Below are 26,039 nucleotides of genomic sequence, written 5' to 3'. Positions count from 1 at the left end.
TAACTATGAGTGATACAAATTATAAACCTACATCAGCTCTTGGAAGATGGTTTGATGAAAGACTTCCATTATTAACATTATTTAATGGACACTTAATGCAGTATCCAACACCTAAAAATTTAAATTATTGGTGGACATTTGGTGGAATATTAACTTTTTGTTTAGTTACACAAATTATAACAGGTATCGTATTAGCTATGCACTACACTGCGCATGCTGATTTAGCTTTTTCTAGCGTAGAACATATTATGAGAGATGTGAATTACGGTTGGTTAATTAGATATATCCATGCAAATGGTGCATCAATGTTTTTCTTAGCAGTTTACATTCACATTTTTAGAGCTTTATTTTATGGTTCATACAAATCACCAAGAGAAGTAATTTGGATTTTAGGTATTTTAATTTATCTTTTAATGATGGCGGCTGCATTCATGGGTTATGTTTTGCCATGGGGTCAGATGAGTTTCTGGGGCGCTACTGTTATTACAAACTTATTTAGTGCAATACCGCTAGTAGGTGAAAGTATTACTCAATGGCTTTGGGGCGGTTACTCAGTTGACAACCCAACGTTAACTAGATTTTTTAGTTTACATTATTTAATACCATTTTTAATTTTAGGTTTAGTAATACTTCATATTTGGGCACTACATGTTCCGGGTAACAATAACCCAGTTGGAATTGATTTAAAAAAAGATGGTTCAGATACAGTTCCATTTCATCCATACATTGTAATTAAGGATTTATTTGCACTTGTAATTTTTATGATAGTTTTTGCAGGCTTTGTTTTTTATGCACCAAATGTTTTAGGTCACTCAGATAACTACATACAAGCAGACCCACTAGTAACACCGGCGCACATTGTGCCAGAATGGTATCTATTACCATTTTATGCAATTTTAAGATCAGTACCAGATAAGTTAGGTGGTGTAATTTTAATGTTTAGTGCAATTTTAATATTAGCAGCACTCCCATGGTTAGATACATCTAAAGTAAGGTCAGCAGTTTTTAGACCAATTTATAAACAGTTTTTTTGGATATTAGTGATAGATGTTTTAGTGCTAGGTTATATCGGTGCAATGCCTGCAGAGGGCATGTACGTAGCAATTGGTAGAGTTGCAACAGTTTATTATTTTGCTCATTTTTTAATTATTTTACCGATTTTAGGTTTCACTGAAAAAACAAAACCAATACCTACAAGTATTGCTGATCCAATATTTACAGGCTCAGGCAACCCTGCTTTTGCTAAAAAGATAGATAAAGACCTTCAGTAAATGAAATTACTATTATCAATATTTGTATCCATTTTAATTTCATTTAATTCATTTGCGGCAGGTGAAGCAGAAAAGCCTATGAAAGTAGACTGGTCTTTTAATGGTTTTTTTGGAAAGTTTGATAGGGCTCAACTACAAAGAGGTTATCAAGTTTATAAAGAAGTTTGTGCATCTTGTCATTCAATGAAATATCTAAGTTATAGAAATCTAGGTGAAACAGGTGGACCTGAATTCTCAGATGCAGAAGTAAAGGCAATTGCAGCCGGGTTTACTGTTAAAGATGGGCCAAATGAAGATGGAGAAATGTTTGAGAGAGCTGGATTACCAAAAGATAAATTTATCAGTCCATACCCAAATGAGAAAGCCGCAAGAGCTGTTAATGGTGGTGCATATCCTCCAGATATGTCAGTGCTAGTAAAAGCTAGATCTGGTGGAGCTAATTATATTTACTCAATTCTAATGGGTTATGAAAATCCACCTTCAGATATGAAAATAGAGGAGGGTGTTTACTACAATAAATATATGGCGGGCAATAAAATTAGAATGGCTGCGCCGCTGAGCGACGGTAGCGTAGAATATTCTGACGGAACGAAAGCTACAGTTTCTCAAATGTCACAAGATGTAACTGCTTTCCTAACGTGGGCGGCAGAGCCTCATTTAGAAAAGAGAAAAAGAATTGGCTTTAAAACCATTCTTTATTTGTTAATTTTTAGTGTTCTTGTATTCTTTTCGATGAAAAAGATTTGGTCACGTGTTGAATCTAAAGTGTAAGATATCACCATCTTGAACTTTATAATCTTTGCCTTCAATTCTTAATTTTCCATTATCTCTACACCCTGACTCACCATTAAACTTAATATACTCTTCATACGCAATAACCTCAGCTTTAATGAAACCTTTCTTAAAATCAGTATGTATTACAGCAGCAGCATCTGGCGCTTTGCTATTTTTTTTTACAGTCCATGCTTTTGTTTCTTGGGGTCCTGCTGTAAAGTAAGTACACAAGTCTAGTGATTTGTAACTAGATTTAATTAATCTATCTAAGCCAGTTTCACTTAAACCAATTTCTTTCATAAATTCTTTTGCATCAGCATTACTTAAATCGTTAATTTGCTGTTCTATTTCAGCGGATATTAGTACTACCTCATTATTTTTGTTTTTCTCTAAAACTTTCTCCGTATATTTATTTCCTTTTGCAACACTTCCCTCATCTGTATTACAGACAATAATTTTTGGTTTTAACGTCAATAAATTAGACATATTGATAATTTTCTCATCGAATTTTTCTCTTAGATGATTTATTGAATCACCTTTTTTCAGTAACTCCATAGCGCTTGATAGTAAGCTATCTAATTCTTCATTTTCAGATTTATTTTTTTTCTTTTTGTCTAATCTTTTTTCCAATGATTCTAAATCTGCTAACATTAGCTCAGTTTCAATAATTTCAAGATCACGATTAGGATCAACAGTCTTATTTACATTTTGAATATCATCTGAGTCAAAACATCTTAATAAATGTACTATTGCATCCACTTCTCTTATGTGTGATAAAAATTTATTTCCCAAACCTTCTCCTTTAGATGCGCCCTCAACTAGTCCCGCAATATCAACAAAGGTAATCAATGTATTAATTACTTTTTCAGATTTTGCTATTTTAGATATTTTATCTAACCTTGAGTCTGGAACTGCAACTACACCAACATTTGGCTCTATGGTACAAAAAGGAAAATTTGCTGCTTCAGCGTTTTTAGATTTTGTCAAAGCATTGAAAGTTGTTGATTTACCAACATTTGGTAGACCAACTATTCCGCATTTAAAGCTCATATAATATTATTTACCTTGCTTGAAAATTCGCCAAATTTTTTTAAAAATACTAATTGAAAGTTTTGTTTTATAGACACAAAAGAATTTTCAATAAGTTTAACTTCTTCTTTTTTGAAATCATTTAAAACATAATTATCAACTAAATTTTTTTCGCCCGGATGCCCGATCCCAATTCTAATTCGGTTAAAATCATTACCGATATGTTCTGAGATAGATTCTATCCCATTATGACCACCACTAGAACCGCCATTTTTAACTTTAATTTTACCGACCTCGAGATCCAAATCATCGTGAATTACAAAAATATTTTGATTATCAAGTTTATAGAATTTTTTAATTTCAAACAAAGATTCTCCAGATAAATTCATATATGTCATTGGTTTTAATAAAAATGTTTTATGGCTATCTATTTCTTTTTCAGCAAGAAGACCTTTAAATTTTTTTTTATAATTTTCCGCTGATACTAGAAAGTCTAGGAACGCAAATCCAACGTTGTGTCGATTGTTTTGATATTTTTGATCTGGATTACCAAGGCCAGCCAACAAGAACATTATTTCTTGTCAGTGCTCTCTTTTTTTTCTTCACCAGATTTATCAGCATCTCCAGATTTAGCTTCTTCAGTTTTTTCTTCCTCGCCACCCTCAGCTGTAGCTTCAGCTCCTTCTGCAGCAGGCTCTGGTTCTTTGACTACTGTTGGTGCAGCCACTGTGGCTATAGTAAAGTCTCTATCTTTAATCGTAGGAACAACTCCTTCAGGTAAATTAATTGCTGATATATGAATACTTTCACCAATTTCTCTTTTTGCTAAATCTACAATCAATTCTGATGGAATTTTATCTGCAGGACAATCAAGTTCTACTTTACGTCTCACTATGTTTAACACTCCTCCCATTTTTAATCCTGGACAAGTCTCTTCGTTTAAAAACTTCACTGGAATCCAAACGATAACTTTAGTGTTGGCTGATAGTTTTTGGAAATCAACATGAATTGGTTGATTAGAGATGTTTTCGAACTCTATATCTCTCGGCAATACCTCATACTCTTTTCCATCTAAATTAATTTTAAATACTTTACTTTTGAAATTTGTTGTTTTTAAAAAATGATCTAAAGTGCTTTTTTTAACGCTTAAATTAATATTCTTATCAATATCACCATATAATATTCCTGGTACAAATCCTTCAGATCTAAGTTTGTTAAGCTCTGATTTAGTTTTTGTTGATCTTACTAAAGCTTCTATAGTATTGTTTTCTGAACTCATGATTGGCAGGTTTTTACAATAAAGTATAAAAAAGACAAGTGAGATTTATTGTAAAAAAATGACCTATTTAAACAGTTTTGAAACAGATTTTGATATAGAAATACGTTTAATTGCCTCAGCAAGTAAAGTGCCCACATTGATAATTTGAAATTTTGCTGATCGCCCGATTTTTTTATCATTCAAAATTGAATTTGAAATTACAAATTTTTTAATTTTTGATTTATTTATTTTTTTTACGGCTTCTCCAGTAAGCACTCCGTGTACAACATAAGCATAAACATCTTTTGCACCTTTATTTTTTAAAGCAGTAGCTGCATTTACAATTGTACCACCACTATCTACTAAATCATCAATAATTATACAGGTTTTATTTTTTACATTTCCAATTACATTCATAACTTCTGATTTTCCAGGGCCTGACCTTCTCTTATCAATTATGGCAAGATCTGCAGATAATCTTTTACCTATTGCCCTTGCTCTTTCAACCCCACCCACATCAGGCGCAACACAAACTATATTTTTTGATTTAATATATTTTTTTATGTGCCCTACAAATGTTGGAGCAGCAAATAAATTATCAACTGGAATATCAAAAAATCCTTGGATTTGATTAGCGTGCAAGTCCATTGTAAGAATACGATTTACACCAGATCCAATTAATAGATTAGCAAATAACTTAGCACTAATTGGCGATCTTGGTGTCACTTTACGATCTTGTCTCGCATAAGCAAAATAAGGAAGTACTGCAGTAATACTTTTTGCTGATGCTCTTCTTAAAGCATCAACACAAATTAATAATTCCATGATACTATCATTGACAGGTGTAGATGTACTCTGAATGACAAAAACATCCTGACCTCTCATATTTTCATTAATTTCAACATAGACTTCACCATCAGCAAATCTTGTAATTTTTGTATCAACAAGTTTTTTTCCTAATTTTTTTGCGATATCTTTTGATAGGCTAACGTTATTAGTACAAGATATTATTTTCATGAATTACGAATCTTTTACTATGACTGAAATGTTTCTTCCATAATCATCTTCTTTTTTATGCACAGATCTCCTAAAACTAAAAAAAAATTTAGGACTTGAGTATGTATCCTTATCAATCATTTGAATATTTTTTCTACTTATCTTTTGCTCAATTAATTTTGTAAATGCGTATTGTTTAATATTAAAGAATAACTTGTCTTTTTTCATTTTAAACAATTTTTGATATTTGCTATTTTTGTTTATTATTTTGCTTTTAAAATCTGATTTTACCTCATAGCTTTTAAATCCAATACACGGTCCGATAGCGCAAATGATATCTTTTTTTTTTATTTTATTTTTTATAAATAATTTTAAAGCATTTTTTATGATATTTTTATGCAAACCCCTCCAACCTCCATGTACAGCACAAATAAATTTTCCACATCTTGATGAAAAAAGTATAGGAACACAGTCTGCAGTTAATACTCCAATAATAATTTTATTTAATGAAGTAAAAATACCATCGGCATATCCAAGTCTTATATTTTTATTTTTTCTCTTCAAATGTATTATTTTGTTACTATGGATTTGATTTAATAAATTTATGTTATTACAGCTAAATTTTTTTTTAATAACTTCAATATTTTTGATGACATTTATTTTTTTATCTTTTGATCCTAAACCACAGTTCAAAGACTCATAAATACCCTTGGAGCAACCTCCTTTTTTTGAAAAAAAACCATGAGAAATATTTTTAACTTTAGATAATTTTTGAGACTTAATTTGCATTAGTAACAATTAAACATTTAAATAAACTCCCCATTTTCTTAGGATGAATTAGTCTATCTACTGACATCTCTAGTTTTAATTTATCTTTTTCAGAGGTTAAAATATTAGTTGCTTGCCTCAACCTTTCAATAATCCCAGCCCTAGTTAAAAACTCTGATTGAGACATAATTATGTTATTAAAGGATTTGTTGTTAAAAATTTTTTTTATTAAATTAAAGTTGATTAGGTAGGTTATATCAACATTTCCAGGATCTTCAAAAATACTTACTTTTTTATGATCTTTTAGTCCTTGTAGTGTATTTTTAAATTTATTATCTTGGTAACCATAGTCAAAAGTTAAAAAACAATTATTTTTATTTTTTTTTAAGACTTTTATAATTTGATTTAAAAATTGAATTACTAATGGTGAAAATTCAATAAAATCATTATTCTTACTTACTAGTTTGAAAATTTTTTGATTTTTGTTTTTGAGTTTAGCATATTCTGAAATAATCTTATTTTTATTATTGTCATAGCATACATATTTTTCATACCAATCATTTTTAATTTTTTTTAAATGCTTGATTGGAAATGCATCTAAAAGTTCATTTGATACTATAAATAAGTTTTTGCATTTTAAATCATCAAGTGATTTTATCCAATTAACTTTAAGTTTATTTAAATTTTTTTTTTGTTTCTTTTTTAAATTTTCACTTTTTTCTAATATAAAATATGAGAAGTTAATATTTTTAAATTTATTAATAGTATCAATGATATCTCTTGCCATTACACCTTCTCCAGCACCAATTTCAAGAATTGAAAAACTATATAATTTTTTTTCTAAAAAAAAATTAGTTATATAAATTGCTATAATTTCTCCAAATATACTTGAAATATATGGCGATGTAATAAAGTCGCCTCTGGGTCCAAATATTTTTTTCTTTTCGTAGTAACTAGATTTATATTTGTATAGACAAGTATTAATGTAATCATCTAATGGTATTTTTTTTTTCTTTAAATTATTTATTATTTTTAACATTAACTATAAGTATCAATCCTAATGATAAAATAAATAAACTTAAAATTGTTCCCATGCTAAACAATCCAAATATATAGCCCAGATGTTCATCTGGTAACCTAAATTGCTCAGCAAAAATTCTAAAACAACTGTAAAAAATTAAGAAAGAGGCGGATACAAAACCTGTAGTTTTTTTAATTTTATAGATTAGATTTAAAATTAAAAATAATACTAGCCCCTCAAGAATAGCTTCGTAAAGTTGCGATGGGTGTCGTGGTATTTGATCTATTTTTATAAAAATTACAGACCAAGGCAAATTACTGGGTGAACCGATTAGCTCTGAATTTATAAAATTTGCTATTCTTCCTAAAAAAAGGCCAATTGGAGTAATGATGGCTAACAAATCCGTAAAAATTAAAAATTTTAAATTTTTAATTTTTGAAAAATAAATTGAAATTAAAATAACTCCAATAAGACCTCCATGAAAAGACATGCCACCACGCCAAACATAGAATATTTCAATTGGATTAGTTAAGTAAAATTGAAAATCATAAAATAATACATAGCCAATCCTTCCTCCAATAATTATTCCAATAATTGCAAATGGTAGATAGTCGTCGAGTATTTTAGGTTCAAAATTAAAATAATGATTATTTTTAATTAAATACTTTCCATATTGAATTGCGAATACTAAACCAAAGATATATGCCAAAGAGTACCATCTAATAGCAAATCCAAAAAATTCAAAAGCAACTGGATCAAAATTATTAACAAACATTATGATGGGAATATTAAATTTACTCTTAAGCCAGAGCCTTTAGGATTGTCCTGAAGCTCTATTTGTCCACCATGAGAATTGACGATATCTTGTACAATTGATAATCCAAGTCCGACACTCCCAGAGCTTGAAGTTCTGCTTTTATCTAATCTATAAAATGGTCTTAAAACTCTTTCCTTTTCGCGATCTGGAATTCCTGGACCGTCATCATCGATTATAATTACTACTTTATCTTTAGTATCCTTAACCTTTATTTCTACTGAATTACCATATTTCAAAGCATTCTCAACAACATTGAGAATGCATCTTTTAATTAGGTGTTGTCTGCCTGTGAGAAAATAATTTTTATTACAATCAAGTTTTATTTTTGAACCACTAAATTTATGGAAAATTTCATTTAACATAATTGATAAATTAAATTTATTTGAGGATAATTCAGATTGTGATGTTGAGTAATCTAAATAATCAGTAATCATTTTCTGCATTTCGTTTACGTCTTCTTTTATTTTATTTAATTTTCCATCTTTATTTAAAATTTCTATTTGTAGTTTTAATCTTGTTAATGGTGTTTTTAAGTCATGACTTATTCCCGAAAGCATAGATGTTCTTTGGCTAATATGCCTTAATATTCGTTGTTTCATTTTTTCAAATTCATTTATTGCTTTTCTAATTTCTATTGCTCCAGATGGCTTTGTTTCGGCAACATATTGACCTTTTCCGAATTTCTCAGCTGCAGAAGCCAAGTTTGTTATTGGTCTAATTTGGTTTCTTAAAAATAATAAGGAAATTATAATGAGTAAAAAAGCTGGAACTAGTATCCAGAGTAGAAAAATTCTTCCTGAAGTATTTCTTATTCTTGATTTAGGTACAATTAAATCAATTATTTGATTATTAAATTCTACTAAAATTTTAACATAATCTTTATGTATTTTGGTATTAAACCAAAATTTATAATTTAAATTTTTTTGAAACTCTTCATTTAGCAACCTGTCATAAAAAGCAAATTTGGAATAATTTGGTTCTTGATATATTTTTCCAACCGATACCTTTATTACATAAGGTTGACTATCTTGAAATGCTTTTAGAATTATTCCTTTTTTTTCTGTATCTTTTTCATTTTCATATAACTTAATGAAGGTTACAATTTCATCTGATAAAGAATTAACTAAGCCTTTATTTGTTTTCAGCCATAGACTGTCAAAGAAAACAACAGAAAGCAAAATCTGAAATAAAATTACGGGTGCTATTATGATAAGAAAATATCTAAAAAATAAAGTTTTAGGTAAAAACTTTTTAATCATTTAGTCGGCCCAAAGAACATACCCATTACCTCTAACAGTTTGAAGGTATATTGGATTTTTTGGATCGGGTTCTATTTTTTGTCTTAATCTGGTTATTACTACATCAACAGCACGTTCTTTGTTTAAATTAATAATTTTGGATATATCCTCTCTTTGAAATACTTTACCCAAAGACATTATCATCTTTTCAAGTAGCAGCTTTTCGGATTGATTAATTTTTTCAACATTTTTTTTAAAAGTTATAGTCATTTTTTTTAAGTCAACTTTTCTTTCACCAAATTTTATGAGATGCATGCCTTCTCTTAAATTTTTAACTCTTTTTAGAATATTTTTAATTCTCAAGACTAATTCTTTTGGCTCAAAAGGTTTTGGAACATAATCATCTGCTCCAGTTTCTAGCCCATGAATTCTGCTAGCAGACTCACCCATTGCAGTTAAAAAAATTATAGGTGTGTCTTTATCTTTTCTAATTTCTTTGGTTAACTCTAAACCAGATTGACCAGGCATCATAATATCTACAATTAATAGATCAAATTCCAAAAGTTGAATTTTATTTTTTGCATCTTCAGCATCTTTTGCAGTAGACACAAAAAAATTCTCACTTTCTAGATATTCTTTTAATGGTTCACGAATACCTTCTTCATCATCAATTATTAATATATGTTTTTTTTCTTCACTCATCCTATGATTCTTTTTAACACATTTTTAAAGTAATTAACTTCATCTGGTGACGATTTTTTGAATGCATTTAGTATTCTATTTTTTTGAGAATTAAATAAGCTATTAGTAAGTTCTAAGCCTTTTTCCGATAAATATACTTCTTTTTCTCTTCCATCTTTTTCAGCTTTCTTTTGTAAAATTAAATTTTTTTTGATTAGATCTTGCAATACTCTGTTTAAACTCTGTTTAGTAACTTTTAAATTATTCAAAATTTCAGTAACCTTGATGCCCGGGTTATTATTAATCAGAATAATTAATCTGTGGTGAGCTTTACCTAAAGCATTTCTTTTTAATGTTTGTTCGCTGTCAGAAAATGAGGCTGTATAGGCCTTTAATAATAGCTCAACAACATCTTTAAGGTTTTGTTCTTTGAGGTAAAGAAAATCTTTTAGCATAAGATATTAGTCAGTATTATTGACATATATTACATTCAAATATAATTTCTATCTACCTCAATATGGAACCTGTCCCGTACGATAAAAGAAATGGAAAAATTTGGTTTAACGGCCAAGTTATAGATTGGAAAGACGCCAAGCTTCATGTCCTTACCCATGGATTACATTATGGCAGCTGTGTATTTGAAGGGGAGAGAGTTTATAATGGTGAAATATTTAAATTAAGAGAACATACCAATCGTTTAATTTATTCAGCTAAAAGAATGGGTTTTGAAATACCCTACACTGTAGATCAAATTGATGAAGCTTGTAATGAGATTATTAAAATTCAAAATGTTCAAAATGGTTATGTAAGACCTGTTGCATGGAGAGGTAGTGAAATGATGGCAATATCCGCACAAAAAAATAAAATCCATTTTGCAATTGCTACTTGGGAATGGGGATCTTATTTTGATCCAAAAATTAAAGAGCATGGTATTAAATTAAATGTTTCTAAATGGAGAAGACCAGCTCCAAATACAATACCTTGGGATACAAAAGCTGCAGGATTGTATATGATTTGTACACTTTCAAAACATGAAGCAGAAAAAGATGGATTTAATGACTCACTGATGCTTGATCATGAGGACTTTGTAGCTGAAGCAACAGGTGCAAATATTTTTTTCTTGAATGAAGAAACTAAAGAAATTCACACCCCAATACCTGACTGTTTTTTAGATGGGATTACGAGAAGAACTATAATTGATATTGCAAAAGAAAAAGGTTTTAAAATTATAGAGAGAAAAATTAAGCTAGAAGAATTGAAAAATTTTGAAGCTTGCTTTTTAACTGGAACAGCAGCTGAAGTAACACCTGTTTCTCAAATTGGGGATTATAGTTTTAAAGTTACGAACTCTATAGGAAGTTTTTTTGATAAGTACTTAGAAATAGTTAATCGAAAAGTTCTTGCTTAATCAAGGGCATGATCAATGCCTTTTTTTATATAATCATAACCAGTATAAACAGTAAGAATTGCAGAGAGCCATAACAAAGTAATACCTATTTCCAAACCATAACCCCCTAATAATTTATCTCCAGAATTTCCCGCCAGCAAAATTGAAATCGAAAACATTTGAAAAAAAGTTTTAACTTTTGCAAGTTGAGAAACTGGCATTTTTAATTTAAATTTAGCAAGATACTCGCGTAAACCTGATACTAAAATTTCTCTGCATAAAATTATTATTGCTGCGATTATGTTAGTATTTGTAATCGTATCATTTTTAACTAATAGAATTAAAGCTGTAACTACAATAATTTTGTCTGCAATTGGATCTAGCATCTCTCCAAGTCTAGATTGTTGTTTGAGAAGTCTTGCAAGAAAGCCATCAACAAAATCAGTAAAGCTTGCCAAAACAAAAATTCCGCATGAAAGCCAGTCACCAAGTGTACCGGGTAAAAAAAATACAAAGACTAATATGGGAACTAAAATTATTCGTCCTATAGTTAATATATTTGGTATTTTTAACATTAAAGGATATTTTTCTTTTTATGAAAAAAATTATAAACTTTTTCTGCTGAACTGTCATTAATTCCATCAATAGATTTGATATCATCTAAACTAGCACCTTCTATCGCTTTTGCAGATCCAAAATGACTTAAAAGTGCCTTTTTTCTTTTTGATCCAATTCCATCAATTTCATCTAAAGGAGATTTAAACATTTGTTTAGTTTTTTTCTTTCGATGAGTAGTAATTGCAAATCGGTGAGCTTCATCTCTTATTCTTTGAGTTAAAAATAGCACAGGATCATTTTTGTCTAACTCTATAACACCATCTTCACTAATAAATTTTTCATTACCTTTATTACGTTCTTTTCCCTTAGATATTGCGATAATCTTAAGACCATGAAATCCTAAATCATTTAATTTATTTCTCACAACTGAATACTGACCTTTGCCTCCATCAATGAGCAATAAATCAGGTACATTCTCATCTGTGAGTGAGTCTACTTTTGAGAAACGTCTCTGTATGACTTCGGTCATCATACCATAATCATCGTTTGATTTTATTTTAGTATTTTTGATATTAAATTTTCTATATCTATTTTTAATAAATCCATCTTTTCCAAAGGCAATTAATGCACCAATATTACTATCTCCTTGATTATGACTATTATCGTATACTTCTATTAAAGATGGGGTAAAACCTAATTTAAATTTTTCACCCATTGAAATAAGTAGATCATTATTTTTTTCCTGTGATAGTATTTTAATTTGAAGTTGTTCTTGTGCATTTTTAACAGCATTTTTCACAATTGAATTTTTTGGTGATATTTTAATTGAAATTTTTTTATTATATTTTTTTTCAAATGCAGATTTTATTAACTCATGATTTTCAGGAGTTAAATTTAGAACTAATTCAGACGGAGGTTCTTTGTTTTCGTAAAACTGAGTTAAAAAAGATTTTAGGATATGCTCATCACTATCCTCATGATCATGTTTTGGGTAAAAATATTGACTGCCCCAGTTTTGTTTAGATCGGTAAAAAAATATTACTACACACGTTATATTTTCTTTTCTATAACTAACAATTAAATCTGCATCTTTTAAATTATTTTTTTGAATATTTTGAGATGATTGGATGTAAGTTAAGGATTTAATTCTATCTCTTAATATAGCTGCTTTTTCAAAATTAAGTCTGTCACTTTCTTTTTCCATTTCTTGTGACATTTTTTTTTGTATATCTCTTGATTTTCCATTTAAAAAGCTTGAACATTCATCAACAGTTTTAGAATATTCGCTTTTTGTAATTTCTCCAGTGCATGGTCCTGAGCATCTTTTAATTTGATATAAAATACAGGGTCGTGACCTTCCTTTGAAAGTGTTATCATCGCAAACCCTTATCTGGAAAACTTTCTGAAGCATTTTAATTGTCCAATTAGCTGACGCGATTGATGCAAAAGGACCAAAATAAATATCCTTATCATTATGTTTACCTCTAAATTTAGTTATCTGAGGATAGTCATGGCTTGATCTAATCTGAATATATGGGAAAGATTTATCATCTTTAAGCAAGACATTATATCTGGGTTTATTTTTTTTTATTAAATTTGCTTCTAAAAGGAGTGCTTCAGATTCATTTAAAGTGCTAATTGTATCTATTCTATTTGTCGATGCTATCATTCTCTCTGTTCTAATTGGCTGTGTAGAACTGGAGGAATAATTCGATAATCGGTTTGGTAAGTTTTTAGCTTTACCAACATAAATGATTTTATTTTTCTCATCAAATACTTGATAAACCCCAGGACTATTAGAGCATAGTTTAGATTTATTTTTAAATATCTCTTTACCTTGTTCTAAAGAGTTCATATTTCTAAATTCTTTTTTTTGTTATCTCGTAGCCAACACTTTCGCATTCTTTTACAGCCTGAGTTTTCTCAATTCTAATTTTGACTTTGTTCACTCTTTGATCGTCAAATATCTTAGTGATAATTTTCTCAGACAAAGTCTCTAGAAAATTAATATCCTCATTTAAAATTTTTTTTATAATTTTTATGATTTGGTCATAATCTATAATTTCATTTAAAGAATTATCTTGATATAAATTTTCATTTGTAAAAATTTTTAAATTAAAAACTAATTCTTGTTTTGTAATTTTTTCATGAGGATAATACCCAAATTTTGCATTTAATTTTAAGTTTTTAATAATGATTACCTCTTCAGAGGTTTTGATGTTATTTTTTATTTTAATTACTTTTTTTTCACTCATTAATATTTATTAAATCTTTAGTTTGCCAATTTAAACTTTGACCGCTATCGATCGCTATTGATTGACCAGTTATAGATTGATTCTGAATAAAAAAATTACAAGCATTAAAAATTTCTTTTTTATCTACTTGTTTTTTCAACAAGGTATTTAAATACTGTTTTTTAAAATGTTTTGTTGATTGCCTAGTATTTTTAATTACTGGACCTGGTGCAATAGCATTTACTCTGATTTTTGGCGCCAATCGCATCGCTGCTGTTTTTGTCATATTAAATAATATTAATTTACTTACAGTATAAGAAAAAAAATAAGGAGTAAGTTTAAAAACTCTTTGATCAAGTATATTTGTTATTGTCGCATTATCACTTTTATTAAGCTTTTGATTAGCAAAATTAGAAATTAAAATTGCCGGTGCTTTAGCATTTGTATCTAGATGTTTGTTCCAACTTTTCTCATTAAATTTTAGGATATCGTCATTTTCAAAAACTGAAGCACAATTAATTAAATGATGAATTTTACCAACTTTTTTTTTAGCATCATGAAAAAGTTTTTTTACAGATTGATATTTTTCTAAATTCGCTTTTATTAGAATTGCTTTACTATATTTTGAAATATATTTTTTTGTATTTTCAGCATCTATTTTTGATTTATTATAATGAAGTATTATATTTGCACCTTTTTTTGCAAATCCAACCGCGATTTCTTTACCAATTCTTTTCCCGGCACCTGTAATCAGTATATTCATTTTTTTTTGTACCTTTTACCAGCTCTTGTACCAGCTCTTCCTTGTGTGGATCTACCAGCATTTTTAGATTTATAGTTCTTGGTAAATGAATTTACAGTTAGACCCATATCAGACTGCTCTAATTTTCTAATTTCATCCCTTATTTCAGCTGCCTTTTCAAACTCTAAATTATCAGCAGCACTTTGCATATCTTTTTTCAATGCCTTCATATGTTTTTTTAAATTATGTCCAGGTTTAGTGAATTTATCTGTATTTAAATAATCTTTTTCATAAACACTCTCTAGTATATCCCCAATTTCTTTTTTAATTGATGATGCGCTTATATTATTTTTTTTATTATATTCTTGTTGTTTTGTTCTCCTTCTGTCAGTCTCTTCAATTGCTTTAGTTATACTTTTTGTTTTCTTATCCGCATATAAGATGACTTTTCCTTCAACATTCCTAGCCGCTCTTCCGATTGTTTGAACTAATGAAGTTTCTGATCTAAGAAAACCCTCTTTATCTGCATCTAAGATGGCAACTAATGAACATTCAGGGATATCAAGCCCTTCTCTTAAAAGATTTATGCCAACTAAAACATCAAAGTGACCAAGCCTTAAATCTCTGATTATTTCTATTCTTTCTAGTGTATCTATGTCCGAATGCATATATCTAACTTTAATACCATTTTCGTCAAAGTACTCTGTTAAATCTTCAGCCATTTTTTTTGTAAGTGTAGTGACCAAAACTCTTTGCTCTTTTTTTATTATTCCCTGACATTCATTTAAAAGATCATCCACCTGATTTTTTGCGGGTCGTATTTCAACTTCGGGATCAGTTAAACCAGTTGGTCTAATTATCTGTTCTGCGAAAACACCTTTTGTTTGTTCCATTTCCCAAGGACCAGGGGTAGCAGATACAAATACTGTTTGTGGCCTCATCAAATCCCACTCTTCAAACTTTAATGGTCGATTATCCATGCATGATGGCAATCTAAAACCATAATCAGATAAAGTTTTTTTTCTTGTGTAGTCACCTTTATACATTCCATTCAATTGAGGTACAGTAACATGACTTTCGTCAACAAATACCAGTGCATTATCAGGTAGATATTCAAATAATGTTGGTGGTGGCTCTCCTTTATTTCTTCCTGATAAAAATCTTGAATAGTTTTCAATTCCTGAACAAGATCCTGTTGCCTCTATCATCTCAAGATCAAATCTTGTTCTTTCCTCAATTCTTTGTGCTTCTAAAAGTTTATTTTCTCCTCTAAATTTATCAATGGTTAGTCTTAATTCTTCTCTAATTTGTTTTATTGCTTGATTTACTGTAGGGCGAGGGGTGATGTAGTGGCTATTAGCGTATACTTTAATTATATTTAAATTTTCAGTTTTATCTCCAGTAAGTGGATCAAATTCTTTAATAGAGACTAATTTACCTTCATCTAAGCTAAGTTTCCAGGCTCTATCCTCAAGGTGAGATGGAAAAATTTCTATGTTTTCTCCCCTGACTCTAAATGTTCCTCTTTGAAAGTTTTGGTCATTTCTTTTATACTGAAGTTCTATTAAACCTTTGATTACATTTTCTCTTTCATAATTTTCATTTTTGATAAATGTAAATGTCATTTTGCTGTATGACTCTGCTGATCCAAGACCATAGATGCAAGAAACACTTGATACGATGATTACATCATCTTTTTCTAAAAGAGATCTTGTAGCTGAGTGCCTCATTCTATCTATTTGCTCATTTATAGATGACTCTTTTTCAATATAAGTATCTGATCTTGGAACATAAGCTTCTGGGGTATAGTAGTCATAATAAGATACGAAATACTCAACAGAGTTATTTGCAAAAAAACTCTTCATTTCACCATAAAGTTGAGCTGCTAAAGTTTTATTGGGAGCCAAAATGATCGCTGGTCTATTTAATGTTTCTATAATTTTAGCCATAGTGAAAGTTTTGCCTGATCCAGTGACCCCTAAAAGCACTTGATTTTTTTGTTGATCATTGAGACCAGAACAAAGCTCTTTTATAGCCATAGGTTGATCACCCGATGGTTTGAAGTTACTTGTTATTTTAAAATCTTTCCCACCCTCAAGCTTGTTTAAGGATAATTTATTTGTATCCTTGCTTTCTGATTTATTAATTGTATTTAATACTGACATATTTTATGAGCATCTTATCAAGTTCTTTATCAAGAATAAAACCTTCTCCAACAATAGCTGTTACTCAAAAAGCTAGAGAGTTAAAGGAAAAAGGTGTTGATGTGATTTCTTTAGGAGCAGGAGAACCTGATTTTGACACTCCTGATAATGTGAAAGAAGCCGCAATCAGAGCAATTAATAGCGGTGATACAAAATATACTGCTGTTGATGGAACTCCTAAGCTTAAAGAAGCTATAATAAACAAATTTAAAAAAGAAAATGGTCTAGAGTTTTCAAAAGATCAAATTAATGTCGGCGCAGGTGGTAAACAAGTAATTTTTAATGCTATTTTATCTACTATAAACCCAGGAGACGAAGTATTAATTCCAGCGCCTTACTGGGTATCTTATCCAGATATTGTATTATTAGCAGGTGGTACCCCTAAGATTGTTATTTGTGATGAGAAAGATGAATTCAAAATCACATCTCAAAAACTGAAGAAAAACTTAAACAGTAAAACGAAATGGATTATTTTAAACTCTCCATCAAACCCAACTGGATCGTGCTATTCAAAAGATGAAATTGATGCAATAGCAGATATTTTAAAAGATTATCCAGAAGTTATGGTAATGAGCGACGATATTTATGAGCATGTAGTTTATGATAATTTTAAATTTTATACTATTGCTCAAAATAAAAATGTCACTGATAGAACGTTAACCATCAACGGTGTTAGCAAATCATATGCAATGACGGGTTGGAGAATTGGATATGCTGGTGGTCCAAAAGATTTAATTAAAGCTATGGCAAAGATACAATCTCAATCTACAACTAACCCTTCATCAATTAGCCAGGCTGCAGCAGTTGAAGCCTTAAATGGAGATCAATCTTTTATTAAAGATAGATCTGATGCATTTAAAGAGAGAAGAGATTTTGTTGTTTCTAAATTGAATAAAATTAATGGAATTGAATGTTTAAATCCACAAGGTGCATTTTATGTATTTCCAAGCTGCAAAGGTTGTATAGGTAAAACTCACTCTGAGCTTGGAGAAATCAAAAACGATACTGATTTTGTAAGTAAACTACTAGAGTCAACTGGGGTTGCAGTTGTTCAAGGGTCAGCTTTTGGCTTAGAAGGTTTTTTTAGAATTTCATATGCTACATCAATGACAAACCTTGAAAAGGCAGTCGAAAGAATATCTGATTTCTGTTCTAAATTAAGTTAATGATTTAATAATTTTTCTGCTTCTAGTGCAGCCATACATCCCATGCCTGCTGCTGTAATTGCTTGTCTAAAAATTTTATCCTTAACATCACCTGCTGCAAAAACACCTTCTATATTTGTTGCTGTTGAGTCTGGATTTGTGATGATATATCCTTCATCATCCATTTTAATTTGATTTTTAAAAATACTTGTTGCTGGATTGTGTCCTATAGCAACAAAAAAACCATGAATTTTTAATTCTTTTGTCAGATTATCTTTTATATTTTTAATCGTAACGGACTCTAAATTTTTTGGATTATCAGTTCCGTTTACTTTTTCAACAACGGTATTCCAAATAATTTCAATTTTTTTATTTTTAAATATTTTTTCTTGCAACATTTTTTCTGCACGTAATTCATCTCTTCGGTGAATTAAATATACTTTTGATGCTATACCAGAAAGGTAGATTGCCTCTTCGACAGCTGCATTTCCTCCTCCGACTACCGCTACTTCTTTGCCTTTATAAAAAAAACCATCGCACGTAGCGCATGAACTTACACCAAAACCTTTGAAACTTTCCTCGTTTTCAATTCCAAGCCATCTGGCCTGGGCGCCAGTAGAGATAATTACTGTATCAGATACAAATGTATTTCCATTTTGCCCTTTGCAAACAAATGGTCTTTTTGAAAAATCAACATCACTAATTATATCTGTTACAAATTCTGTACCAACATTTTCGGCCTGTTTCTTCATTTCTTCCATTAACCATGGACCTTGAATAGCTTTCGCAAATCCAGGGTAGTTTTCAACATCAGTGGTCGTAGTTAACTGACCACCAGGTTCCATACCAGTAACCATTATAGGTTTCAGCATTGCTCTTGATGTATAAACAGCCGCACTATAACCTGCCGGACCTGATCCTATAATTAGTACTTTGGTTTTAAACTCTTTATTTTGACTCATTTGATTAATTTATAGAAACAATCTAATAAAATATAATTTATTATAATGAAAGCATTACACTGCTGGTTATTAACAGAGGGCGCCCATGGCATGATTAGTCAAGTTGAGGGTTTAGCAAAATCTTTAAATACAACTTTCGATCATCATACAATTGATCTGCCAGTTTTATTTAAATTTTTACCTCCATTCTTAACTCCAAAAATTCAACAAAGTTTTAATTTTAATGAAATAGTTAAAGATGACAGCTCAGTTCCAGACATCATTATATCCTGTGGACGAAAGAGTGTAATTCCAAATATTGTTTTAAAAAAATATTTTAAAAAAAAATTTGATAGAGATTTAAAAAATATTCATATTCAAGACCCAAAGATATCACCTAAAAACTTTGACCTTATTATCACTCCACAGCACGATAATAAAATTAACTCTGAAAATATAATTCGATCAGTTGGGGCATTGCATTATCTAAATGAAGAGGAGGTTATAAATAAAAATAATGGAGAAAATATTATTACATTTGTACTAGGTGGACCAAATAAATATTATAATTTTAAAAAAGAAGATTTAGAAGTTCATTTTGAAAAAATTGATAATAATAAAAATTTAAAAAAAATTAATGTTATAGCATCAAGAAGAACACCTAAATCTGTCTTTGATTTTTTAAGTTCAAAATTTAATCGCCTAGAATTTTGTTATGATTTTAGTTTAAATAAAAAAAATTATACAAATGCTTATGCTGAAGCTTCTCACATAGTAGTAACTTGTGATTCAACTTCAATGATTTCTGAAGCGGCTATAACTGGAAAACCATTATATGTAGCTAAATTACCCAATTTTAGGAATGACTATCGTTTTGAAAAATTTTTACAAAGCTTTAAAGATTTAAACATCATAAAGGAGTTCAATGGTAATTTAGAACACTGGACTTATGAAAAATTATATGAGAGTAAAAGAATAGCTAAAATAATTATAGAAAAATTAAATTTGAATAAATGAGCATTTTAAATTCTTTGAAAACAAGCAAACATGGTGTCAAACCATTTAGATATTGGGAATTTGATAAACCATTGACCGAAGATATGATCAAAGAACTTTACGATGCTAAACTTGATGATCCAACGGCTCATGACATCGAATATGATGGTACTCGAGCAATTGATGGCGGAGATGGAAAATTAAGAGAGGGAATAAAGTCTGGTGGAAAAGCTTTAAAATTTCGATGTTTCATAAGTAAAGAAAATGAACAAAACTATCCCGAATTGTTAAAATTAGTAAAAGATCTTCAAAAAAAAGAAACTCATCAATTCATAGGTGAAATGATAGGAAAAGATTTATCAAAATCTTTTGTAAGAGTAGAAATTTGTTGTGATAGAAAAGGTTTTTGGCTTAAGCCTCATTGCGATATCAAAGAAAAATTAATGTCTTCGATGTTATTTGTAAATAGAAATGGAGAGTCAGAAGAACTTGGAACTGATTTTTATAATGAGAAATTGGAAAAAGTTTATACTGTTCCGTATAAAGATAACTATGGTTATATATTTACAACTGATGAGAATAGTTGGCATGGTCTGGATAAAAAAGTAATTAAAGATGAAAGACGTTGTCTACAACTCAATTACGTAACTTTTGAAACTGATTATCCTGTTCAAAAATAATTATAATTCCTGAATTCTTTTAATTTTTAAGGAATTCTTTTTTAAAGAATTTATAGCTTGAGTACATACTTTTGCGCCTGCAAGAGTTGTAAAATAAGGGATTTTATTATTCAGAGCTGCTCTACGTAGTGACCATGAGTCTTCAATAGACTTTTTTTCCGATGTAGTGTTAATGACGAGAGAGATTTTTTTATCATCTAAATACTCAACGATATGAGGACTTCCTTGGTTTACTTTGTTAATTTTTGTACATTCAATTCCATGTTTATTTAAAGTATCGGCAGTGCGGCCTGTTCCAAAAATTTTAAATCCAATATCAAAAAGATTTTTTGCATATTCACAAACCTTTTCTTTATCTTCATCTTTTACAGATATGAATGCAGATCCTTGTGTTGGAAGGTCATTTCCAGCTGACATTTGACTTTTTGCAAATGCCATTCCAAAATCACTATCAATTCCCATAGCTTCTCCGGTTGATTTCATTTCAGGACCCAAAATCGTATCGACTTCTGGGAATTTATTGAAAGGGAATACAGCTTCTTTGATTGCAAATATATCTAGCTTTTTGTCTAAATTTTTAAATTCTTTTAATTTTTTACCTGCCATAACTTGCGAGGCAATTTTTGCAACTGGAATATTAAGAGCTTTTGAAACGTAAGGTACAGTTCGGCTTGCTCTTGGATTTACTTCAAGAATATAAATATCACTTCCTCTAATTGCAAATTGAATATTGATAAGACCAATTACATTTAATTTTTTAGCAAGAGATGTCGTTTGTTTTTTTAATTCTTGAATTAATTTTTCATCTAATGAAAATGGAGGAATACAACACGCCGAGTCACCAGAGTGAATTCCAGCTTCTTCAATATGTTCCATAATGCCTGCGATAAATACATCCTGACCATCACAAACAGCATCAACATCGATCTCAATTGCGTCATTTAAAAATTTATCAATCAATACTGGACTATCACCGGAGACTTGGACAGCTTCTTCAATATATGTATTAAATTGCTCGTCATCGTGAACAATTTCCATTGCACGACCACCTAATACGTAAGAAGGCCTAATTACTATCGGGTAGCCAATTTTTTCAACAATAGTTTTTGCTTCTTCCTTGCCTCTTGCTAGGCCGCTTTCTGCTTGTTTTAAATTTAGTTCACTAACAATTTGATTAAATTTTTCTCTATCTTCAGCAGTATCAATTGACTCGAGTTGCGTTCCTAAAATAGGAAAACCAGACTCATGAATTTTTTTAGCTAATTTGATTGGTGTTTGTCCACCAAACTGAACGATTACACCTTTTATTTTTCCAGACGAACTTTCTTTTTTAAGTATTTCAATAATATATTCATCAATAAGAGGTTCAAAATAAAGTCTGTCACTAGTATCATAATCTGTTGAAACCGTCTCCGGATTGCAATTAATCATAACTGTTTCAAATCCCATTTCTTTTAATGAGAAACTTGCCTGACAACAACAATAATCAAATTCAATACCTTGGCCAATTCTATTAGGTCCGCCACCAATTATTATGACTTTTTCTTTATCAGATGGATTAGCTTCGCATTCTCCGTCTGACATTAAACCATGGTCATAAGTTGAATACATGTATGGTGTTAATGAGGAAAATTCAGCAGCACATGTATCAACTTTTTTATATGTAATATTAATTTTGTTATCTTTTTTATATTTTTCAACTTGATCTAAAGTTTTATTTGATAGCTCAGAAATTTTTTGATCCGAAAAACCAATTGATTTAATTAATTTGAATGTATCTTTTTGGAATTGGCTTTTAATAATTTCATTTTCAGTATCTACAATTTCTTTTATTTGTCTTAAAAACCATGGATCAATTTTACAGAGTTGATGAATATTTTCTAAGCTTAGTCCTTTTCTAAATCCCTCAGCAACATATAAAATTCTTAAAGGTATATTTTTTTTCAATTGATCTTTTATGGTATTTAAATCACAGTGAATACTATCAAGACCAGATAGTCCAACTTCAAGCGAGACTAATGCCTTTTGTAAAGACTCTTTAAAATTTCTTCCAATTGACATACTTTCACCAACTGATTTCATTGCAGTTCCTAGTTCTGCTTTACTTTTTTTAAACTTTTCAAATGCAAATCTTGGAATTTTAGTAACAACATAATCAATAGTTGGTTCAAATGATGCCGGTGTTACCCTTGTGATATCATTTTGTATCTCATCTAATGTATAGCCTACTGCTAACTTGGCTGCGACTTTTGCAATAGGAAAACCAGTGGCTTTCGATGCCAATGCTGATGATCTTGAAACTCTTGGGTTCATTTCGATTACAATCATTCTTCCATCCTTTGGATTGATGGCAAACTGAACATTTGAACCTCCTGTTTCAACTCCAATTTTTCTAAGACATGCAATCGATGCGTTTCTCATGACTTGGTACTCTTTATCCGTAAGGGTTAGGGCAGGGGCTACTGTAATCGAGTCACCCGTATGTATTCCCATTGGATCTAGGTTTTCAATTGAACAAACAATAATTGCATTATCTTTTTTGTCCCTTACAACCTCCATTTCAAATTCTTTCCAACCAACCAAAGACTCTTCAACTAGAACCTCGTTAGTTGGAGATAAATCTAGACCGTTTTTTATAATTTGAAAAAATTCTTGTTCTGTGTTTGCTACTCCTCCACCTGTGCCTCCGAGAGTAAATGAAGGTCTAATGATGGAAGGAACTCCAATTTTTTTGTAAGCCTCTTTTGCATCTTCTTCATTTCTGCATATGTATGATCTTGCCGACTCAAGACCAATTTCATTCATATTTTTTTTAAATTTTTCTCTATTTTCTGCATTATCAATAGCTTCAGCATTGGCTCCAATTAATTCAACATTATATTTTTTTAATATTCCTTTTTGATCTAAACTCATTGCAGCATTAAGCCCAGTTTGACCACCCATGGTTGGCAGTATTGCGTCAGGTTTTTCTTTTTTTATAATTTCTTCTAGAACCTGATCGTTTATAGGTTCAATATAAGTAATGTCTGCAACATTAGGATCGGTCATTATGGTTGCAGGATTAGAATTAACTAAAATAATTTTATATCCTTCTTGTCTTAATGCTTTGCATGCTTGTGATCCAGAGTAGTCAAATTCGCAAGCTTGTCCTATCACAATAGGACCAGCGCCAATAATCATGATTTTATTGATATCAGTTCTTTTTGGCATTTTTATCCACTTCTTTAATAAACTCTAAAAACAAATAATGACTATCATGAGGACCAGGACTTGCTTCTGGATGATATTGTACTGAAAAAGCTTTATATTTTTTTGATTTAATACCTTCGATAGATTGATCAAACAAAGATATATGGGTTACCTCTACATCATTAGGAATATTATCTTTATCAACTTCGAAACCATGATTTTGTGATGTAATTTCCACAAGATTATTATTTAAATTTTTTACAGGATGATTTGCTCCTCTATGTCCTTGATGCATTTTTTTTGTTTTACAGTTTAAAGCATGTGCAAGTAATTGATGACCTAAGCAAATACCAAAAGTTGGAATATTACTCTCTAATATTTTTTTTATAGTTTCATTTGCAAATTTTGAAGTAGCTGCAGGGTCTCCTGGTCCATTTGACAGAAAAACTCCATCAGGTTTTAATTCTGATATTTTATTAAAGTTTGTATCGGCTGGCACAACTGTTAATTTTGTTTTTAAATTAGAGAAATTTCTTAAAATATTTTTTTTACAGCCAAAGTCCAAAACTACAACATGGTATTTATGTTCATTATTTTTATTATAACCCTTTTCTTTTGACCATAATCCTTCATCATTCCAATTATAAATCTGTTGTGTGGTAACTTTCTTGGTAAGTTCCATTCCTTTTAAGCCAGGCCAGCTTTTGCATTCTTCAAGATATTTTTTTATTTCATTGGTATCACCATTTACAATTGTTGCTTTTAAAGCGCCTTTATTTCTAATTAAGTTTGTAATAGCCCTGGTGTCGACGCCTGCAATTCCTACAACTTCATTTTTTTTTAACCAATCATTTAGTTTTTCAAATGATCTATAATTTGAAGGTTCAGTTATTTCCTTTGCAAATATAACTCCTTTTAGCCAAACTTTTTCTGACTCTATATCTTCAAAGTTTGTCCCAACATTTCCAATATGAGGAAAAGTGAAGTTTATGATTTGATCAGAATAAGATGGGTCAGTTATAATTTCCTGGTAGCCAGTCATTGAAGTATTAAAACAAACCTCTCCAATAGAATGGCCTTCATGACCTATCCCTATTGCAGAAATAGATAATCCATTTTCGAAAACTAAAATACCTGTGGGTTGTGATGATAAAAAATTTAAATCTGCCTTTTTTTCCTTATTAAACAAAAATACAACTCATAGGTTAAGAATCAAAGTTTACAAAAAAACTTTGGCGTTAATTATGAAAAAGTCTTACACTCGTCAAGAAACTAAATTAAATAATCGTCATGACAATTTTTGAAAATGTGAACAACGCTTTAAGTGAATCGCTAAAAAGCAAGCAAAGTGATCGGGTGCTCACTTTAAGGGCAATAGTATCAGCAAAAAAAGACAAAGAAATCGAAAAAAGAACTCAGGATAAGAAAGAGGTTACAGATGAAGATATGATTTCTATTTTAAATAAAATGCTAAAACAAAGAAAAGAGTCAATAGAAATGTACCAAAAAGCAAGCAGACAAGATTTGGTCGATAAAGAAAATGCTGAAATCAAGATCATAGAAGAATTTTTACCACAACAGTTCAGCCAAGAAGAGGTTGAGAAAGTTTGCAATGAGGCAATTTCAAATATCGGTGCATCAAGCCTTAAAGACATGGGAAAAGTAATGGCAGTATTAAAAGAAAAATATTTGGGCAAAATGGATTTTTCTTTAGCCGGCAAGATATTAAAAGATAAGCTCAAAGGTTAATGAAGTATCCAAAAACTTACATTGATGAAATTAGAAATAGGTTAAAAGTTTCTGATGTAGTTAGATTAAAAGTTAATTTAAAAAAAAGAGGAAAAGAATTTATTGGGCTCTCTCCTTTTAAAAATGAAAAAACTCCCTCCTTTACTGTCAATGATGAAAAAGGGTTTTATCATTGTTTCAGTACAGCGGAACATGGAAATATTTTTGATTTCATTATGAAATTAGAAAATTTAAATTTTGGAGAAGCGGTAAAAATGCTTGCTCAAAGAGCTGGAATGCAACCATATCGTTTTACAAAAGAAGATGAAAAAATTGAAAAAGAAAATTTGAGAATTCAAAAATTATTTGAAATCTATTTTAA

Annotated in this window: 26 protein-coding genes; 8 read left to right on the top strand and 18 right to left on the bottom strand. The window is 30.0% G+C overall.

The window, feature by feature from the left end; genetic code table 11:
• The first annotated feature begins 5 nt into the window (after positions 1 to 5).
• Both ACTTAQ_RS03515 and ACTTAQ_RS03510 read left to right on the top strand, forming a co-directional pair.
• A complete protein-coding gene (locus ACTTAQ_RS03515) occupies positions 6 to 1,271 on the top strand; it encodes a cytochrome b (RefSeq protein WP_440695598.1) in 1,266 nt (421 codons plus the stop codon).
• A complete protein-coding gene (locus tag ACTTAQ_RS03510) occupies positions 1,272 to 2,042 on the top strand; it encodes a cytochrome c1 (RefSeq protein WP_440695596.1) in 771 nt (256 codons plus the stop codon). It begins immediately after the preceding gene.
• Here the strand turns inward: ACTTAQ_RS03510 and ychF are convergent.
• The 10 genes from ychF to ACTTAQ_RS03460 all read right to left on the bottom strand — a co-directional run bounded on the left by ychF (position 2,019) and on the right by ACTTAQ_RS03460 (position 10,308).
• Complete coding sequence (ychF, locus tag ACTTAQ_RS03505; protein ID WP_440695594.1) at positions 2,019 to 3,095, bottom strand: redox-regulated ATPase YchF; 1,077 nt, start codon at positions 3,093 to 3,095, stop codon at positions 2,019 to 2,021. The two genes, ACTTAQ_RS03510 and ychF, sit on opposite strands and share 24 nt — an antisense overlap.
• Positions 3,092 to 3,646 carry an aminoacyl-tRNA hydrolase gene (pth, locus tag ACTTAQ_RS03500; RefSeq protein ID WP_440695592.1) on the bottom strand — a complete coding sequence of 185 codons (555 nt, stop codon included), beginning with the start codon at positions 3,644 to 3,646 and terminating at the stop codon, positions 3,092 to 3,094. The genes ychF and pth overlap by 4 nt, the downstream gene beginning before the upstream one ends.
• Positions 3,646 to 4,353 (bottom strand): 50S ribosomal protein L25/general stress protein Ctc, encoded by a 708-nt coding sequence (locus tag ACTTAQ_RS03495; protein WP_440695591.1) that lies wholly within the window; start codon positions 4,351 to 4,353, stop codon positions 3,646 to 3,648. Before ACTTAQ_RS03495 ends, pth begins: the two co-directional genes overlap by 1 nt.
• A 63-nt stretch (positions 4,354 to 4,416) precedes the next feature.
• Positions 4,417 to 5,349 (bottom strand): ribose-phosphate pyrophosphokinase, encoded by a 933-nt coding sequence (locus tag ACTTAQ_RS03490; protein WP_440695590.1) that lies wholly within the window; start codon positions 5,347 to 5,349, stop codon positions 4,417 to 4,419.
• A gap of 3 nt (positions 5,350 to 5,352) precedes the next feature.
• Positions 5,353 to 6,117, bottom strand: a complete 765-nt coding sequence (gene pgeF / locus ACTTAQ_RS03485) for a peptidoglycan editing factor PgeF (protein WP_440695589.1) — start codon at positions 6,115 to 6,117, stop codon at positions 5,353 to 5,355.
• The gene (locus tag ACTTAQ_RS03480; RefSeq protein ID WP_440695588.1) at positions 6,107 to 7,135 is read right to left on the bottom strand and encodes an SAM-dependent methyltransferase; all 1,029 of its coding nucleotides are present in this window, start codon (positions 7,133 to 7,135) and stop codon (positions 6,107 to 6,109) included. Before ACTTAQ_RS03480 ends, pgeF begins: the two co-directional genes overlap by 11 nt.
• Entirely contained in the window at positions 7,116 to 7,892 is a 777-nt protein-coding gene (gene lgt / locus ACTTAQ_RS03475; protein WP_440695586.1) for a prolipoprotein diacylglyceryl transferase, read from the bottom strand. Before lgt ends, ACTTAQ_RS03480 begins: the two co-directional genes overlap by 20 nt.
• On the bottom strand, positions 7,892 to 9,193 hold the full coding sequence (locus ACTTAQ_RS03470) for an ATP-binding protein (protein WP_440679958.1): 1,302 nt from the start codon (positions 9,191 to 9,193) through the stop codon (positions 7,892 to 7,894). The genes lgt and ACTTAQ_RS03470 overlap by 1 nt, the downstream gene beginning before the upstream one ends.
• Positions 9,194 to 9,874 carry a response regulator transcription factor gene (locus ACTTAQ_RS03465; RefSeq protein ID WP_440695584.1) on the bottom strand — a complete coding sequence of 227 codons (681 nt, stop codon included), beginning with the start codon at positions 9,872 to 9,874 and terminating at the stop codon, positions 9,194 to 9,196.
• Positions 9,871 to 10,308, bottom strand: coding sequence for a MarR family winged helix-turn-helix transcriptional regulator (locus ACTTAQ_RS03460; protein WP_440679960.1), 438 nt, complete (start codon positions 10,306 to 10,308; stop codon positions 9,871 to 9,873). The genes ACTTAQ_RS03465 and ACTTAQ_RS03460 overlap by 4 nt, the downstream gene beginning before the upstream one ends.
• 62 nt (positions 10,309 to 10,370) lie before the next feature.
• Between ACTTAQ_RS03460 and ACTTAQ_RS03455 the strand changes: the two genes are divergently transcribed.
• Positions 10,371 to 11,261, top strand: a complete 891-nt coding sequence (locus tag ACTTAQ_RS03455; protein WP_440695582.1) for a branched-chain amino acid aminotransferase — start codon at positions 10,371 to 10,373, stop codon at positions 11,259 to 11,261.
• Here ACTTAQ_RS03455 and pgsA read toward each other — a convergent pair.
• The 5 genes from pgsA to uvrB are packed head-to-tail and all read right to left on the bottom strand — an operon-like array spanning position 11,258 to position 16,939.
• Positions 11,258 to 11,815 carry a CDP-diacylglycerol--glycerol-3-phosphate 3-phosphatidyltransferase gene (gene pgsA / locus ACTTAQ_RS03450; protein WP_440695580.1) on the bottom strand — a complete coding sequence of 186 codons (558 nt, stop codon included), beginning with the start codon at positions 11,813 to 11,815 and terminating at the stop codon, positions 11,258 to 11,260. The genes ACTTAQ_RS03455 and pgsA overlap by 4 nt on opposite strands.
• Positions 11,815 to 13,653: an excinuclease ABC subunit UvrC gene (gene uvrC / locus ACTTAQ_RS03445; protein ID WP_440695578.1), complete on the bottom strand. Its 1,839-nt coding sequence runs from the start codon at positions 13,651 to 13,653 to the stop codon at positions 11,815 to 11,817. Before uvrC ends, pgsA begins: the two co-directional genes overlap by 1 nt.
• Before the next feature lie 4 nt (positions 13,654 to 13,657).
• A complete protein-coding gene (locus ACTTAQ_RS03440; protein ID WP_009359866.1) occupies positions 13,658 to 14,053 on the bottom strand; it encodes a dihydroneopterin aldolase in 396 nt (131 codons plus the stop codon).
• Positions 14,046 to 14,795: an SDR family oxidoreductase gene (locus ACTTAQ_RS03435; RefSeq protein WP_440695576.1), complete on the bottom strand. Its 750-nt coding sequence runs from the start codon at positions 14,793 to 14,795 to the stop codon at positions 14,046 to 14,048. The genes ACTTAQ_RS03440 and ACTTAQ_RS03435 overlap by 8 nt, the downstream gene beginning before the upstream one ends.
• Positions 14,792 to 16,939 (bottom strand): excinuclease ABC subunit UvrB, encoded by a 2,148-nt coding sequence (gene uvrB, locus ACTTAQ_RS03430; protein ID WP_440695574.1) that lies wholly within the window; start codon positions 16,937 to 16,939, stop codon positions 14,792 to 14,794. The genes ACTTAQ_RS03435 and uvrB overlap by 4 nt, the downstream gene beginning before the upstream one ends.
• A gap of 5 nt (positions 16,940 to 16,944) precedes the next feature.
• Between uvrB and ACTTAQ_RS03425 the strand changes: the two genes are divergently transcribed.
• Positions 16,945 to 18,144: a pyridoxal phosphate-dependent aminotransferase gene (locus ACTTAQ_RS03425; protein WP_440695572.1), complete on the top strand. Its 1,200-nt coding sequence runs from the start codon at positions 16,945 to 16,947 to the stop codon at positions 18,142 to 18,144.
• On the opposite strand, the gene trxB is transcribed toward ACTTAQ_RS03425, so the two are convergent.
• Entirely contained in the window at positions 18,141 to 19,085 is a 945-nt protein-coding gene (trxB, locus tag ACTTAQ_RS03420) for a thioredoxin-disulfide reductase (RefSeq protein ID WP_440695570.1), read from the bottom strand. The genes ACTTAQ_RS03425 and trxB overlap by 4 nt on opposite strands.
• A gap of 45 nt (positions 19,086 to 19,130) precedes the next feature.
• Between trxB and ACTTAQ_RS03415 the strand changes: the two genes are divergently transcribed.
• Together ACTTAQ_RS03415 and ACTTAQ_RS03410 are read left to right on the top strand one after the other, a co-directional pair.
• Positions 19,131 to 20,081: a mitochondrial fission ELM1 family protein gene (locus ACTTAQ_RS03415; RefSeq protein WP_440695568.1), complete on the top strand. Its 951-nt coding sequence runs from the start codon at positions 19,131 to 19,133 to the stop codon at positions 20,079 to 20,081.
• Complete coding sequence (locus ACTTAQ_RS03410; RefSeq protein WP_440695566.1) at positions 20,078 to 20,740, top strand: hypothetical protein; 663 nt, start codon at positions 20,078 to 20,080, stop codon at positions 20,738 to 20,740. The genes ACTTAQ_RS03415 and ACTTAQ_RS03410 overlap by 4 nt, the downstream gene beginning before the upstream one ends.
• Here ACTTAQ_RS03410 and carB read toward each other — a convergent pair whose 3' ends face one another.
• The gene (carB, locus tag ACTTAQ_RS03405) at positions 20,741 to 23,950 is read right to left on the bottom strand and encodes a carbamoyl-phosphate synthase large subunit (RefSeq protein WP_440695564.1); all 3,210 of its coding nucleotides are present in this window, start codon (positions 23,948 to 23,950) and stop codon (positions 20,741 to 20,743) included.
• Positions 23,934 to 25,118 (bottom strand): glutamine-hydrolyzing carbamoyl-phosphate synthase small subunit, encoded by a 1,185-nt coding sequence (gene carA, locus ACTTAQ_RS03400; RefSeq protein ID WP_440695562.1) that lies wholly within the window; start codon positions 25,116 to 25,118, stop codon positions 23,934 to 23,936. Before carA ends, carB begins: the two co-directional genes overlap by 17 nt.
• A 101-nt stretch (positions 25,119 to 25,219) precedes the next feature.
• Between carA and ACTTAQ_RS03395 the strand changes: the two genes are divergently transcribed.
• Positions 25,220 to 25,678 carry a GatB/YqeY domain-containing protein gene (locus ACTTAQ_RS03395; RefSeq protein ID WP_440695560.1) on the top strand — a complete coding sequence of 153 codons (459 nt, stop codon included), beginning with the start codon at positions 25,220 to 25,222 and terminating at the stop codon, positions 25,676 to 25,678.
• A partial coding sequence (locus ACTTAQ_RS03390) for a CHC2 zinc finger domain-containing protein (protein ID WP_440695558.1) occupies positions 25,678 to 26,039 on the top strand: 362 nt, incomplete at its 3' end. The genes ACTTAQ_RS03395 and ACTTAQ_RS03390, both read left to right, overlap by 1 nt.

Origin of the sequence: Candidatus Pelagibacter sp. HIMB109 (assembly GCF_052048155.1) — a bacterium.
Taxonomy (GTDB): domain Bacteria; phylum Pseudomonadota; class Alphaproteobacteria; order Pelagibacterales; family Pelagibacteraceae; genus HIMB114.
This window is presented reverse-complemented; position numbering and strand designations above follow the sequence as displayed.